The following is a 14,670-nucleotide window of genomic DNA, read 5'->3' on the forward strand; positions in this document are numbered from 1 at the left end:
GAAAAATCAAACATATGCTCAAGTGGCAAGCTTATAATTAAAGTCAATTTTGGTGAGTTGTAATAGAATTTGCAACTCATTTAGGGCGCGAATAATAGCGTATCAACGCGGGCTTTTGCTTGTTTTAATTGTTCGGGCGAAAGCTTTTTCATCAATTCGTCAAGGTCAGTCGCTCCTTGGTTCCCTTGTTGGGCAAGAAGATACCAACTTGCACCCATCACAGGATTTTTTTCAGTGCCAACGCCGTTGAAATAAAAACGGGCAAGATTTACTTGAGCCACAGGCACATTATTCACCGCAACCAATTTTACTAGAGTAAACGCACCCTTTTGGTCAATTGGTCCACCACGACCGTCAATCATCCAATTAGCAAGCTCTAATTGGGCAGCAACATGCCCGATATTAGCGGCACTTTCAAGTAAAGCACGCGCAGCATATTCATCGGGCTTTACTTTTTCACTCCCAACGGCAAGAATTTCCGCAGCAGAATAAAGACTATAAGCATCACCTTTTATGGCGCCTTTTAAATACCATACAAGACCAATATCAAGTTTGTCTTTTTCAGGGGCAAGATTCATTAATATTTGAGCATAATAGTAATTGGCACGCGGAATACCAGCATCTGCTGCCTTTTTTAGATAAGTAACCCCCGTTTCCTTGCCCTCTTCAGTTGTTGAACTATTGAATAAGTTAACGCCATAATAGAGCGCGGCATGGGGGTCGCCAAGATCTGCAGCACGTTTAAACCAGTCTGCGGCAATCTCAGAATTTTTTTCAAGAACCCGCCCTTCCATGTAAAGCATGCCTATAAGGGTCATTGCCGTTGGATCACCAATATCAGCCCGCTTTTGGGCTAATTCAAATGCTCTTTTAAACTGTCCTGAAACATAAGCACTATAAGCGGCATCATAATCGCCAGCTTTAAGGATGTGGGCTGGTAGATCAGGCTCAGGTTCAGGCTGATTGGCTGAGGGGCGCATTCCAGCGATCTGTAGGTTGTTGCTTGAGGATGTATGATTGGACCGGTTCATGGGGTGCCCGGTTGCTGGCGCGCCATGAACTGGGCCACGAATATCACTGGCACTTGCCGGCACAGTTTCCATAACCATAACATTAGGCGTATTTTGTGCCAAACCAGTTGCAGTACTGCTCAATAAAACAGCAGTTGATACTACCACAAAGCCGAATACCCGCATCACTCGTCATTATCCCCTAATTTAGGTGCATGCTCATCAAGCAACTCATTTGCTGCAATGATATTTGCTACCATATCGCCTGTTCCGAAAATGGCTTCTTCTAAAACGATAAATTCTGCACCTGTTTTAGCAATTGTTTCTATGCTTGCCAAGCTATTGCCTGCTTGAATAAGCGCTGGAACTTCCATCAATGATGCCCACCATTCACCAAGATTGATATTACGTGAATGGGCTTCTGGTTTTTTATCCGCACCAAGTTTACCAAACATCATATAATCAGGTTCTAATTCGCCAACTTGCATAGCATTATGGCGGTCACGCAAATTGGCAAAGCCAACCATCATTGATGATTGATGTTTTTCAATTGCTTCTTTTAAATCTTCTAAATTGGTCTCAATATGTAGTCCATCAGCTTTAACTCGTCCCGCAATACGGCTATCGCCTGCGATAATTGCAGCAACGCCAGCATTTTGTATGACTGGCACTAAAGCTTGGGCCTGTTTTTGGAAGGCACTTTCATTTTCTTCTTCACTATAAAGAATGAGAGAAGCAACATCGCCTGCTGCCAAAATATCGGTTAATTGCTCGGGTGATATATTGCGTGCAATTGAAAGAGCTAAAACAATGCGGCAGCGTTGAAAAGTATTATTACCGGACATATGCTTATTCTCCTGCCGATGTTAAATATTGCCTTTATAGTGGTTTATTTTAATCTTGCAAATAAAACAAATGCAAGAAATCTCTTTGCTAAGGGGATTTTTAATCATCATAGTCGATTTATGTCCATTTATCTTTAGTTTTCATAGCGATTTTAGCAATCATTAGATGAGCTGCGTTTTTTTAATATGGTGTCATATGAAAGTTAGCAAAATCTTCGATAAGATGATGTGGCACGGTTTTGGATTGGGTTAATTGCTTAAGGTGCAATTCGTTTTAAGGGGGAAGGCTTTAAAATGGGGCAGAGGTTTTGCCATTTTGGATATCTATCTTAACTAAGATTTCAACTTATTACGAAAATTGATGGGTAAAGCGCATTTTTGGGCTACATTTTGTCAATCCATAGTTCTAATTATAGCATGACCGCAAATTGCTTGCGTTGCATGGAGTATTTGAATTGAATAAGGCGTCTCATCTTACCCAAAATATAGCTGTAAAGCGCGATACACGCATTGATGTATTGCGGGCTTTGGCGCTTTTGACTATTTTTATCAACCATGTTCCTGGTAATATTTACGAAATATTTACACATAAGAATTTTGGTTTTTCTGATTCGGCCGAAGCATTTGTGTTGATGTCAGGTATTGCGGTTGGCCTTGCCTATGGTAATAAATTTGTACCAGGCAATCGTTTGCTGCTTACTTTAAAAATGTGGAAGCGTAGTTTTACGCTTTATTCGGCTCATATCTTAACCACTCTTATCACTATTTCGATTTTTTGTGGTGCTGCCTTATTTATGCACCACCCAAATTTATTGGGTCAAATTAATATTGCACCAATCATGAAAGAGCCCGCAAAAGCAGTGTTTGGCATTGTAACGCTGGGCCATCAATTGGGCTATAATAATATTTTATCACTTTATCTGGTATTGATGCTTGCAGCGCCATTTATGTTGTTTTTGGCGCGTAAAAGCTATGCCTTGCTTTTAGTTGTATCAGGTAGCCTTTATTTATCCTCTGCGCTTTATGGCATCGCTCCCATTAATTATCCTAATGCAGGTGTTTGGTTTTTAAATCCCCTTTCATGGCAATTTTTGTTTGTTGTTGGCCTTGTGGTCACTATGCATATTAAAAATGGTGGTAAGTTACCGACCCATCCCTTATTAGTGATTTCAGCGATTGGCTATTTGCTTCTTTCGCTTATTTGGGTAAAGGCTAACCTCTGGTGGATTGATCCATCTATGGGATTGCCGCATCGTTTAACTGGTTTTGATAAGACATATGAGTCTTTACCTCGCCTTTTACATGTCTTAGCGCTTGCCTATGTAATTGCAATTTTCCCACGGATCTCCAATTTTTTCCGTTGCTTGCCCACCAATCCATTAGCGATTTTGGGCAAATATAGCCTTGCTGTATTTGTTACTGGAACTATTTTAGCAATGGCGGCGCAGGTGTTAAAGCAAGTTAATCCCGGCGGATTGGTTTTTGATAGCTTGCTGATTGCAACTGGTGTTGTTGTGCAATTTACCGTTGCTTATTATTTTGAATGGCTTGCAATGATTAAGCTTGCTGCGAAACAACAGCAAACACAACCCGCTCTAGCTGATGCTCCAACAACCGATGGCGAAGTTGCACTACCACAACCTGTCGCCAATGTTCTTAAAGCCAGTTAATCTTTATTAACCTTCATTTTGCTTAATTGTGTGCAATTGTTTTCTAATATGCCTTTCAAGGTGAAATGCTATTATAAAAGGCGATAATTGATGCATGGAATCGCTAGAGAGAAGATTTTGCCAGCCAGAGTTTCAGGCTTTGTTGGTGGTTAAATTATATTTGCTATTTGATTTACATGTTGTTTAATAAATAAAATTCAAAAATGAAGGAACCAATTTCGGGCAGCTTGCGTTGAATAGGCAATAATTGGGTTGTTTTGAATATCATCAATAATGCAAATACTTTTGCATTGCTCAGTTGATTGATAGTTCAGCATGTGGTGTTTGTTTAAATGCCGGTAGTGATATTACCCTGTTTTCAACCAAGAATAGTTGAAGCAATTGTTTTAAAAGCAATTTGCCTTAAATATGCTTGACTTTTTTGTTTCAATAAAGGTCTTTAATATGAATATGGTAGCCACATGGCCTAAGGATGGACAGCAGGTGGGATCACATCCGTCGAAAAGCACGAATAAATCAGGCAATATGGTTGTATTAATGGAGCATGAAGCTTTTAATACAACTTTCAAAGCGCTTTATCAGCGCGGCATGCACTTGATTGAAGAAGTTGGCCATTATATTAATGAAGATGGCCGTGCTGCTATGTGCTGCTTGCCTGACGATGCTGCGGCTCTTTATTCAACAGAAGCTATCCATTTAGGATCACGTTTAATGCAGGTGGCTTCATGGCTGTTGTTAGAACGGGCTCTGCGTGACAATGATATGAAGCCAGATTATGTCGCCAAAGAAAAGAAAAAAATTAAACTCAATTTAGAATATCCGCGTTTTGACCACGAGGCGTGGAATGAGCTACCACAAAAATTTCGTGATTTAGTAAGTGAGTCTGTCCAGTTGTTAGAGCGCGTTCGCCATTTAAACAGTGAAGATGATAGTGCTGGCCAAAAAAATGAAAGTGCTGAAGTAATTAAGCTACAGCTTAACCGCCTAGAGCAGGCCTTTGGTGCTAAAAAATAGTTGAGCAGTTTGTGCCTTGCTTACGGGTATAATAATTGTCAGTAATAAAAAATATCTAAAAATTATAAATCTCAAAAAAACGCTAATCCGCAAATCTAATGAGCTGCGCACGGATCACTAATCATCTAAAACTTGGTGGCAACTGCTGGTTGGCGTTAGTAAAACAATAGAAAATCGTCAATAGTTGGATTTTTGTTTTCCTTTATTTGTGGCTATTGAAAAATAGATGACTGTTTTAACCAGCCACAAAAAGCGAACGGCGTAGTAGCTGTTTATTCTATTTAAAAAATTCCTTTACTCGCATATCAAAAAAACGCGGCTTTAAAAAACCTTTTTAGTTAAGGTTATTTTTATCATGGCTCAGCATTGGTATTTAAACTATTGCCAGTAAAGCTTGGCGCAATTTTGGTTTTAAGACCATGCACCAAAATATAGTAATGGGAGCAGTTTCCATACCAAGCATATATCAATGCGCTCTAAAAAAACTAAATTAAATTTTTGAAAAAAATAACGGGTGTGATTTTCATCACACCCGTTATTTTATTTTTTGCTATAGAGTACTATATTTATGATTTGTTATGAGGCGTTTCATCATTGTCAGGCTTATTGTAATTAGAGCTGTCAGCAGGGGAACTATCAGCCGATTTTTCGTTTTCTGCAGTTTGATCCTCTTCAACAGGCTTTTCAATGTCAACCTTTACGCTGCGGCCAGCTTTCGGCACGCCCGAGCTACGGCTTGTTTCATTACCAAGATTGCGTGAAGGCTCTTTGCCTGCCATAACCTCGATAATTTCTTCACCGGTTAGGGTTTCATATTCAAGTAAACCTTCAGCAAGGCGCACCCATTCGTCTCTTTTTTCCGTTAAAATGCGTTTTGCTTCGTCATGGGCGTCATCAATAAGGCGGCGCACTTCCATGTCAATAATCTGCGCTGTATGTTCAGAAGTTGCGTCTTGTCGAGCCGCACCATAGCCATAGCCCTCATCTTGGTTGCTACCATAGGCAACTTTACCAAGCTGGTCGGAAAAACCCCATTTGGTAACCATAGCACGTGCCAATTTGGTGGCTTGCTCAATATCGGATGATGCACCAGAAGTGATGTTTTCAGCACCAAATTTCATTTCTTCAGCAATACGACCAGCCATTAAAATAGCAAGGCGCGATACCATAGATTGATAGGTCATCGAATAGCGGTCACCTTCAGGTAACTGCATCACCATACCTAAAGCACGGCCACGAGGGATAATTGTGGCTTTATGAACAGGATCCGTTGCTGGTACTGTTAATGCAACAACAGCATGGCCTGCTTCGTGATAGGCGGTATTTTCTTTTTCGCGTTGGGTCATTGCCGTCGAGCGGCGCTCAGCACCCATTAAGATTTTATCTTTGGCATCTTCAAATTCTTGCATGGTTACAAGGCGCTTATTGCGTCTTGCTGCCATAAGGGCTGCTTCATTGACCAAATTCATCAAATCAGCACCAGAAAAACCAGGGGTACCACGGGCAAGAACAGTTAAATCAACATTAGGCGCAAGCGGCACATTACGTACATGCACACGTAAAATTTGCTCACGGCCAGCAACATCTGGATTTGGCACAACAACTTGGCGGTCAAAACGGCCTGGACGTAATAGTGCAGGATCAAGAACATCGGGGCGGTTGGTTGCAGCTATGATGATGACATTTTCATTTGCTTCAAAGCCATCCATTTCAACCAGCAACTGGTTTAATGTTTGTTCACGCTCGTCATTACCGCCGCCAATACCAGCACCACGATGACGGCCTACGGCATCGATTTCGTCAATAAAGATAATGCAAGGGGAATTTTTCTTGGCTTGTTCAAACATATCGCGAACACGGCTTGCACCGACACCGACAAACATTTCAACAAAATCAGAACCAGAAATTGTAAAAAACGGCACATTTGCTTCACCAGCCACCGCACGGGCAAGCAAAGTTTTACCTGTTCCTGGAGGGCCAACAAGCAATACACCACGGGGAATACGCGCTCCAAGGCGTTGGAATTTTTGTGGGTCACGTAGAAATTCCACCACTTCTTCTAGATCATTTTTGGCTTCTTCAACGCCAGCAACATCATCAAAGGTGACACGGCCATGCGCTTCGGTTAAGAGTTTTGCTTTAGATTTGCCAAAGCCCATTGCCCCACGTGAACCACCCTGCATTTGGCGCATTAAATATACCCAAATTGCAATGACAATGACAATTGGAATAATTGTCGTAATAATACTAAAAAGCGGGTTGGAACCAGTACTATCAGCCGTTACTTCAATTTTAATATTTTTTTCTTGTAAGCGTTCAGCAATCTGCTCGCCCTTAGGTGCAGTAGTATTGAATGCTTTTCCATCTTCCTTAAGGCCGCTAATCGACTGGCCCTCAATCTTTACCTCTTTAATCTGCTTATTCTCTACATTGGTTAAGAATTCAGAATAAGGAATTGTTGTGCTTGCTTGTTGTCCTGCTCCCTGAAACATCGAAAACAGTGCGATAATAACAACTGCAATAACACCCCATAGGACAACGGAACGGTAATTCGGGTTCATATTAAATCCATATCTAAGCCAAAGGCACTTATAATTTTGTCATTTCTTAGTATTCTTGTCATAATTTTCACCGACAAAACCACAGCACAAAATCTTGCGCGACATGTCGATTGTCAAATTCATCCATAACCAACTAAAAGATATTATGAATACTTCCTTAGCAAATTGCCAAGTGAAGTTTTTTGTAACATATGTTTTCATTCTTCACTTGCCAAGGTGCAAGTGGGTATTTCTGCAAGGTTTTTGTTAGCAAAACCATCTATTTTGAATTTTAAATCCATTCTTTGATAAAAAAGTCGATATAATGGCGATAGCATGGCAAAATCATGTCCTGATGCCAACCAATGAAACGGCATTAATACAGGTGTAATATGATATTGGTTACTTTCAGAAAATTTGCGGCTAATGAACGGCAGGGTCTTATCATTTTTTGTTTCAATGAGCGGCGCAGTTAATAAGGATGGTATATGGTATTTGATCTTATTTATATTGTGGTTTTGTAGTTCATTTAATGCAGCATGGACCTCACTAATGCTTGGTATACGTATCATTAAATCCTCGTTTTGCTTATTGGTAATAGCAAAGCGACCATCCCAAATCATGGTTTTACCGCTGGTAATAATCATTGGCTGCAAATTTCTTTGTTCGCGCCAAATCCTTATTTCTTTAGGGTGGTTTTCTAAAAGTGCAGAGCAATGGGTCGCCTTTTTGGCGTTTGCTGGTGTTGCAATGAAGTCAATTAAAGCACTGGTTGCTGGCTTCAAAAACGCTTTGCCGCCGACAAGTGCAGATAAAACTTCAATTAAGTGAATGAAAGCTAGCTGTTGTCGCAGCGAATCATCAGCAATTTCTATAAAAAGTTGTTCGCCGCGCCAATGAATATTGGTTTGTTGAATAAGTTGAGCAATGTCTTTTGCAGCTTTTTCGCGCTGTAACCGTGCTGTTTTAAGTTGATTATAAATAGTGTCTTCAATGGCAGGATCAGCGCTTTTGCGAATACGCACGCGTTCATAATGCACATTGTCATTGCTTGGATCATCCACCCAGCCAATATTTTTTGTTAGCAGATAGTTGCGCAAATCGGCTCTTTTGCAATCGAGCAAAGGGCGCAATAGTTTAAATTCTTGTTGTAAGAGTGCTTCTCTTGCCATGCCAGCAAGTCCACGGCCTTTATCAAGGCGTATTTGCCGCATGCGGAAGGTTTCAATCTGGTCGTTAAAAGTGTGACCAGTTAAAATAACGTGACTTTGGTATTGTTTGGCCGCTTTACATAAGAGATTGTAGCGAGCCGTTCTTGCCTTGTCCGATATGCCCACCTTGGGCTTTTCCCCCTGCCAGACATAAATATCGTGTTGTATATTATGCTTGAGGCAAAGTGCACCAACTGCCTGTGCTTCTAAAAAGGATTCAGGACGCAAACCATGCTCGATCGTAATTGCGACGAGCCGATGCTGCTGGCCATGCTTTTGTAAAAATTCTTGTAACAAGAATAACAAAGCCAAAGAATCACTTCCCCCTGATACGGCGGCAATGATATTTTGGCTCTGGTCAAAATCATCAATTAAAAAATTAGGTTTAAGATTTGCTATCACGGGCTACAATTAAGACGCTTTTGTTCATCAACTACCCGCTTTAACACTGCAGGCTCTGCTTGTTTATACTCTTGTGGCACTTTTGCAAAGACTGCACAAGCAGTTTCATCATCATTAAGTTCTGCCATAGTCATGCCAAGCTTAAGCATATTTTCCGGTGCGCGCGGTGTTGAGTTGTAATTGCGCTCAACATCCATATAGGCTGCCGCCGCTTCACGATAACGCCCTTGGCCATAGAGTGATTCTCCAAGCCAAAAGGAAGCATCCGCAATCAATGGGTCGCTTGGGTAACGCTCTTGAAACGCGCGAAATATAGGTTCTGCGGCTCGATAATCGCCAGCGAGAATCGATTGATAGCCAATTTGATAAAGCTCTTTTGGGCTTGAAGTTTGCGGCACGGAGGTTGTTTGGTTACCACCTGTTGGAACACTGGCTTGTGAATTACTACCGCTCGCGCTTTCAATAATATTGCCATCGCGGTCAAAATGAATAGAGCCCAAATTTTCCATGCCGCCATTTGTATTTGGTGCCACTTCGGCATGAGCTTTTGCAGTTGGTGTCGTATTTTTATTACTTGTCGAGCCACTTACAGTGCTATTGGTAGAGACACTATTGGCACTTGTAGTCGCAATTGGAGGATTGATGGGCAATTGTTGGCGCTGGGCAATTGCGGCATTACTTGGCTTTTTGCCTTCAAGAACATCGATACGGTTTTGCATTTCTAAAACCTGTATATTCAAGTTTTCTACTTGGGTCGTTAAATCACGCAAAGCTTGTTCAAGCTGAATGGTACGCGTATCAATCTGCGGCGAGGCTTGCGCAACATTTTGGCTTTTATTGCCGCCAAGAACCCGCTCTAAAAAATTAGGGTTTTGTTGCGCATGTACGCTTGGTACTTGCATTGCAGTCAAGGAAAGGACGGGGACAAATAGGGCCGTTGACAAAAATCTTTTTGTTGAGCGTTCCATAAATTACCTCAATTTCCATAACTTGTTTTAAGTGTTTCTTTATTTTTGCTTTGCAGCAGCAATAAAGATATATCCCGTTTTAATGTATTAGATAGACAGTTTCACTATTGATTTTACCCGATGTCGTCAGGCTATCGATGCCAAAACTATATAAGGTTGCCTGTGTAGCTTTTCAATTCATATTGCTGTCTTGGCTCTAATTTGCCTTTCGACTTTGGTTAAATTTTGTTCAATATGGAGACGAAATGTGATTGTTTCGTGATCTTTTGCGGCAAAATTTATAAAGGTTCAAAATATTTTTTAAAGAATTTCAGTCGTGACATTTGCACAATAAATTTGACGGTAGCAAAAATTAGATTGAAGCATATATGTTCAACAATTTGGCCATTTTGAAATAATTATCTAATGTTTTGATAATTTTTAAAAAAATAATGCATGATATGGCAGGAAATTAATTCATCAGTTCTCTTTTGTCCGGTTAAAAAAGGTTATCTTGATTTAAACTTTAAAAGAGCGGCATATCGCTTGAAAATAAGCGATTATTGCCTTTTAGCTTTAAGCGATGGAGCGTTAAATGAGTGGTATAGAAAATAACACAACAGCCAAATCTACTAAGGGGCGTGGCAAAGTTTATAATTCTATTCTCGAGACGATTGGTGATACCCCGCTTGTTCGGGTGGATAAATTTGCCAAAGCCAAGGGTGTTGGCGCTAATTTGCTTTTAAAACTTGAATTTTTTAATCCTTTAGCGAGCGTCAAGGATCGCATTGGTTTTGCAATGATTGATGCACTTGAAAAGGCTGGTAAAGCCGTGCCGGGTAAAACGGTATTTATCGAGCCTACCTCCGGTAATACTGGTATTGCTTTGGCCTTTGTTGCTGCATCAAAAGGCTATCGCATTATTTTAACTATGCCAGAAACTATGTCGGTTGAAAGACGCAAATTGCTTAAATATCTTGGCGCTGAACTGGTTTTGACAGAGGGTGCAAAGGGTATGAAAGGCGCTATTGCGAAAGCACAAGAATTAGCGCAAGAAATTCCCGATGCGATTATTCCTCAGCAATTTGAAAATCAAGCAAATCCGCAAATCCACCGCGAAACAACGGCGGAAGAAATTTGGAATGATACCGATGGTCATGTCGATTTTTTTATTTCCGGAATTGGTACTGGTGGTACAATCACTGGCGTGGGGCAAGTATTAAAAGAGCGCAATCCCGATGTTAAAATTATTGCGGTAGAACCAAAGGATTCCCCTGTTTTATCAGGTGGCAATCCCGGCCCACATAAGTTGCAAGGTATTGGAGCTGGCTTTGTGCCAGACACATTGGATACCAAGGTTTATGATGAAATCATCACCGTTGCAAATGACGATGCCTTTGAAAATTCTCGCGCGCTTGCGCGCATTGAAGGCATTCCAGTTGGTATATCGGCTGGTGCTGCTTTAACTGCGGCAATTGAAGTTGGTAAGCGTCCAGAAAATAATGGCAAAAATATCGTAGTCATTATTCCTTCCTTTGCAGAGCGCTATTTATCTACCGCACTTTTTGAAGGGCTTGAATAGGCTTTATGTCTTATAATTCGCCTTGCGTAAGCGCAAATAAATCATATCGCCTAAGCACCAAGTTTAAGTTTTGAAAATAAAAGCACTGATTGACAAGGTTCAATTGGTGCTTTTTGCGTAAATTAGTAATTACCATAAATTAGCAATTACCTCGTGCTCCACAATAGCGGTGAGATTGACAAGAATATTTATAGGTGTTTTTCACTATTTTTAAACGCTGTCATTAATGGCTTTTGCCAAATTTATCCACACAAGTTGCAAGATGCTGTTTTGTCAATTAAGCGATGTGGTTTATAAGAGATTAACGACAGAATCATTGCGCTGGTTTTGATGCGAAGATAATTGTCTTTAAAGTTTGGTTTAGCGGTTGAATATCCGCAGTTTAGGAAGTGAGTTATAGATATGCGCATTACAGTTGATCGTGCCAATCTTCTCAAATCATTGGGTCGTGTTCATCGGGTCGTGGAGCGGCGCAATACCATCCCTATCCTGTCTAACGTATTGATTGAGGCTGATAATGGTCAAATGCTGCTAAAGGCAACTGATCTTGATATTGAAATAACTGAGACAACCACATCAACTATCGAGCAGGCTGGTGCTACGACTGTTCCGGCTCATCTTCTTTATGACATTGTTCGTAAACTTCCAGATGGCGGTGAAGTAAGCCTTTCAATGAATGGTGAAGGCAATGCGGTTGCAGTTGCTGCAGGCCGTGCGAGTTTTCGTTTGCAATGCTTGCCAAAAACTGATTTTCCAGAGTTAAGCACGGGCCAATTTAGTCATTCTTTTGAAATTAAAGCTGAAGATTTAAAGCGCCTTGTTAATTCAACGCAATTTGCAATTTCAACCGAAGAAACCCGTTATTACCTAAATGGTATTTACTTCCATGTGGTTGAAAGTGACGGTGTATTAAAGCTGCGTGCCGTTGCAACTGATGGTCACCGCTTGGCGCAAGCAGAGCTTAATGCACCTCATGGCACGGAAGGCATGCCTGGCGTTATTATTCCGCGTAAAACCGTTGCTGAATTGCAAAAGTTAGTTGGTGATGACAATGAAGCTTTGGTGAAAATCGAATTATCAGACGCAAAAATTCGTTTTTCGGCAGGCTCTGTGGTTTTAACATCAAAACTCATTGATGGTACATTTCCTGAATATGGCCGAGTTATTCCACAAGGCAATGATAAAAAACTGATTATTGATCGCGCCGCTTTTGCAGCAGCAGTTGATCGCGTATCAACTATTTCAAGTGATCGCGGCCGCGCTGTTAAGCTCACAATTGGTGATGGACAATTAAAGCTCACGGTTAATAATCCAGATTCAGGTAGTGCTGAAGATGAGTTAAGTGCAGATTATGAATCTGATCCATTGGAAATTGGCTTTAATTCTCGCTATTTAATGGACATTACGGGCCAATTGTCGGGCGATGAAGCAATATTCTTATTGGCCGATTCTGGTTCGCCAACTTTGATCCGTGACAGCAATGATGCTGATGCGCTTTATGTTTTAATGCCCATGAGAGTATAGAAAGTGCGAGTTTAGAATTTGCGAGTTTAAATCTATTGGGCAGATTTAGAAATTTTGAGATAAGGTCAAATAATAGATTTGTCTGATATTCAATCCTATGGTGATAAAATGCGGGTTCGCGGGCTTAGTCTCGCGGCCTTTCGCAATTATGAAAGCCTTAATTTGGTTTTTTCTGGCCAGCATGTTGTGCTAACTGGCCATAATGGTGCTGGCAAAACTAATATATTGGAAGCCATATCATTGTTATCGCCGGGCAAGGGGTTGCGCCGCGCTAGCTATAACGAACTTATCCACGGCGCCTATGATAAAAACTTAGCCTCAAAGCATAACGGTTTTACTATATTTGCTCGCCTTGAATGTGATATTTATGGCGAAGCGCAAATCGGTACTGGTATTACTGATAATGAAAGCACACGTAAAGTGCGCATCAATGGCGCCAATGCTTCGGCCGATAGCTTGCTGGAATATAGCCGCATTAGTTGGCTAATTCCGGCAATGGATGGGCTATTCACTGGTACGATATCGGATAGACGGCGTTTTCTTGATCGTCTGGTTATGGGGCTTGATCCCCTGCATGGGCGGCGGGTTATCAATTTTGAAAAAGCCATGCGCTCACGCAATAAATTATTAAGTGACAATGTTAATGATGCCTATTGGCTCAGTGCATTGGAAGCGCAAATGGCTGAACTTGGGGTAGCAATTGCGGCAGCGCGCAAGGAAATGGTCCGCCTAATGGCCTCAATGATTGAAAAAATGCTGTTAAATAGCTTATTTCCTATGTCTGTTTTGAGTGCGACGGGCCTTTTGGAAGCACAGCTTGATGAAGCGGCGGCAGTCGATGTCGAGGAAGATTACCGAGCGCTTTTGGAGCAAAATCGCCTGCTTGATGCACGGGCAGGGCGCACTTTGGAAGGTCCCCATCGCAGTGATCTTGAGGTCAGCCATCTCGTTAAGTCTATGCCGGCGGCGCTTTGTTCAACTGGTGAACAAAAGGCTTTACTAACCGGGCTTATTTTGTCCCATGCGCGTCTTATTGGTGAAATATCGGGTATGACACCAATTTTATTGCTTGATGAAATTGCTGCCCATCTTGATCCAATGCGTCGTGGTGCACTTTTTGAAATCCTTGATCAACTGGAAGCTCAAGCCTTTATGACCGGAACTGACCGTGCACTTTTTGCAGGATTAGAGGGAAGGGCACAATTTCTTTCAGTAAAAGAAAATCAAATAGAGATTGATCGCAGTTGATAAATTAATTTTTTAAAAAGCCAACAGTTTTATCATTTTAAATTGCAATAATTTATTTAAAATAATAATAATTATAAAAGATGCTTAATATCTTGGTGTTTTTCAACAATTGACGGATAATATATTTTATTTTTAAGTTAAATGTATTAATAATATGCCAAATTAAGTTTGTAAAATATATTTTAAGTTAAAGGGGTTGCTTAAGATGGCAAATATTGTTGGCATTGATAATATGAGTGTTGAAGATATACGCGAAGAAGTCGCCAAAGGTGGGCGTTTCGTGCAATATATCTGGTGTGTTTCGATTGTTGTTATGTCGTTTAAACGTCCAACCGATGTTTTTTTTATACGAAGTGATGAATCTGCGGCTGCAAAGGCTTTGCCCTATACATTGTTAACTTTATTTTTGGGCTGGTGGGGTTTTCCTTGGGGTATTATTTATAGTTTTCAATGTTTGGGAGTTAATACAAACGGCGGTTATGATCTTACCGAGGAATTTATGCAAAGTATGAATGCCTCTTTGTATTATGATCATGATGATGAAAATGTTGCAATGGATGCAATTGAAGAAGTTGCACAAAGCAGTGATGCAGAGCCTGATCCGAAGCCTAAAAATCAGAACCAGCCGATTAATCGAAGTGGTTCTGTTATTCAGCGTTAACAACAATTGCATTTAC

11 protein-coding genes are annotated in these 14,670 nt (G+C 40.9%); 6 read left to right on the plus strand and 5 right to left on the minus strand.

The genetic code is table 11. The annotated features are described in order from the left end of the window. Positions 1-80 precede the first annotated feature (80 nt). Both N5852_RS03135 and N5852_RS03140 read right to left on the minus strand, forming a co-directional pair. Positions 81-1,196 carry a tetratricopeptide repeat protein gene (locus N5852_RS03135; protein WP_262099674.1) on the minus strand — a complete coding sequence of 372 codons (1,116 nt, stop codon included), beginning with the start codon at positions 1,194-1,196 and terminating at the stop codon, positions 81-83. Continuing rightward, positions 1,196-1,855 carry a thiamine phosphate synthase gene (locus N5852_RS03140; RefSeq protein ID WP_262098967.1) on the minus strand — a complete coding sequence of 220 codons (660 nt, stop codon included), beginning with the start codon at positions 1,853-1,855 and terminating at the stop codon, positions 1,196-1,198. Before N5852_RS03140 ends, N5852_RS03135 begins: the two co-directional genes overlap by 1 nt. A 455-nt stretch (positions 1,856-2,310) precedes the next feature. On the opposite strand from N5852_RS03140, the gene N5852_RS03145 reads away from it, so the two are divergent. After that, positions 2,311-3,525 carry an OpgC family protein gene (locus N5852_RS03145; protein ID WP_315973234.1) on the plus strand — a complete coding sequence of 405 codons (1,215 nt, stop codon included), beginning with the start codon at positions 2,311-2,313 and terminating at the stop codon, positions 3,523-3,525. A 444-nt stretch (positions 3,526-3,969) separates the two neighbouring features. Beyond that, positions 3,970-4,539 (plus strand): DUF1465 family protein, encoded by a 570-nt coding sequence (locus N5852_RS03150; protein WP_262098968.1) that lies wholly within the window; start codon positions 3,970-3,972, stop codon positions 4,537-4,539. A gap of 566 nt (positions 4,540-5,105) precedes the next feature. Here the strand turns inward: N5852_RS03150 and ftsH are convergent. The 3 genes from ftsH to ybgF form a co-directional block, all read right to left on the minus strand. Then, the gene (gene ftsH, locus N5852_RS03155; RefSeq protein WP_262098969.1) at positions 5,106-7,100 is read right to left on the minus strand and encodes an ATP-dependent zinc metalloprotease FtsH; all 1,995 of its coding nucleotides are present in this window, start codon (positions 7,098-7,100) and stop codon (positions 5,106-5,108) included. A gap of 197 nt (positions 7,101-7,297) precedes the next feature. Further along, positions 7,298-8,692, minus strand: a complete 1,395-nt coding sequence (gene tilS, locus N5852_RS03160) for a tRNA lysidine(34) synthetase TilS (protein WP_262098970.1) — start codon at positions 8,690-8,692, stop codon at positions 7,298-7,300. Next, a complete protein-coding gene (gene ybgF / locus N5852_RS03165; protein ID WP_262098971.1) occupies positions 8,689-9,660 on the minus strand; it encodes a tol-pal system protein YbgF in 972 nt (323 codons plus the stop codon). The genes tilS and ybgF overlap by 4 nt, the downstream gene beginning before the upstream one ends. 574 nt (positions 9,661-10,234) lie before the next feature. Here ybgF and cysK point away from each other — a divergent pair. The 4 genes from cysK to N5852_RS03185 all read left to right on the plus strand — a co-directional run bounded on the left by cysK (position 10,235) and on the right by N5852_RS03185 (position 14,654). After that, positions 10,235-11,221 carry a cysteine synthase A gene (gene cysK, locus N5852_RS03170; protein WP_262098973.1) on the plus strand — a complete coding sequence of 329 codons (987 nt, stop codon included), beginning with the start codon at positions 10,235-10,237 and terminating at the stop codon, positions 11,219-11,221. A 402-nt stretch (positions 11,222-11,623) separates the two neighbouring features. Next, positions 11,624-12,745 (plus strand): DNA polymerase III subunit beta, encoded by a 1,122-nt coding sequence (gene dnaN / locus N5852_RS03175; RefSeq protein WP_262098974.1) that lies wholly within the window; start codon positions 11,624-11,626, stop codon positions 12,743-12,745. Between the two features lie 108 nt (positions 12,746-12,853). Then, positions 12,854-13,993 (plus strand): DNA replication/repair protein RecF, encoded by a 1,140-nt coding sequence (gene recF / locus N5852_RS03180; RefSeq protein ID WP_262099675.1) that lies wholly within the window; start codon positions 12,854-12,856, stop codon positions 13,991-13,993. Positions 13,994-14,198: 205 nt separating this feature from the next. Then, entirely contained in the window at positions 14,199-14,654 is a 456-nt protein-coding gene (locus N5852_RS03185) for a hypothetical protein (protein WP_262098975.1), read from the plus strand. Positions 14,655-14,670 lie beyond the last annotated feature (16 nt).

Origin of the sequence: Bartonella sp. HY328 (genome assembly GCF_025449335.1) — a bacterium.
GTDB lineage: Bacteria > Pseudomonadota > Alphaproteobacteria > Rhizobiales > Rhizobiaceae > HY038.

What these genes read in the sequence shown, in the direction of transcription:
- cysK (WP_262098973.1), top strand. Translation starts at nt 10,235, where the DNA reads ATGAGTGGTATAGAAAATAACACAACAGCCAAATCTACTAAGGGGCGT.
- recF (WP_262099675.1), top strand. Translation starts at nt 12,854, where the DNA reads ATGCGGGTTCGCGGGCTTAGTCTCGCGGCCTTTCGCAATTATGAAAGC.
- ybgF (WP_262098971.1), bottom strand. Translation starts at nt 9,660, where the DNA reads ATGGAACGCTCAACAAAAAGATTTTTGTCAACGGCCCTATTTGTCCCC.
- ftsH (WP_262098969.1), bottom strand. Translation starts at nt 7,100, where the DNA reads ATGAACCCGAATTACCGTTCCGTTGTCCTATGGGGTGTTATTGCAGTT.
- N5852_RS03135 (WP_262099674.1), bottom strand. Translation starts at nt 1,196, where the DNA reads ATGCGGGTATTCGGCTTTGTGGTAGTATCAACTGCTGTTTTATTGAGC.
- dnaN (WP_262098974.1), top strand. Translation starts at nt 11,624, where the DNA reads ATGCGCATTACAGTTGATCGTGCCAATCTTCTCAAATCATTGGGTCGT.
- N5852_RS03185 (WP_262098975.1), top strand. Translation starts at nt 14,199, where the DNA reads ATGGCAAATATTGTTGGCATTGATAATATGAGTGTTGAAGATATACGC.
- N5852_RS03150 (WP_262098968.1), top strand. Translation starts at nt 3,970, where the DNA reads ATGAATATGGTAGCCACATGGCCTAAGGATGGACAGCAGGTGGGATCA.
- N5852_RS03140 (WP_262098967.1), bottom strand. Translation starts at nt 1,855, where the DNA reads ATGTCCGGTAATAATACTTTTCAACGCTGCCGCATTGTTTTAGCTCTT.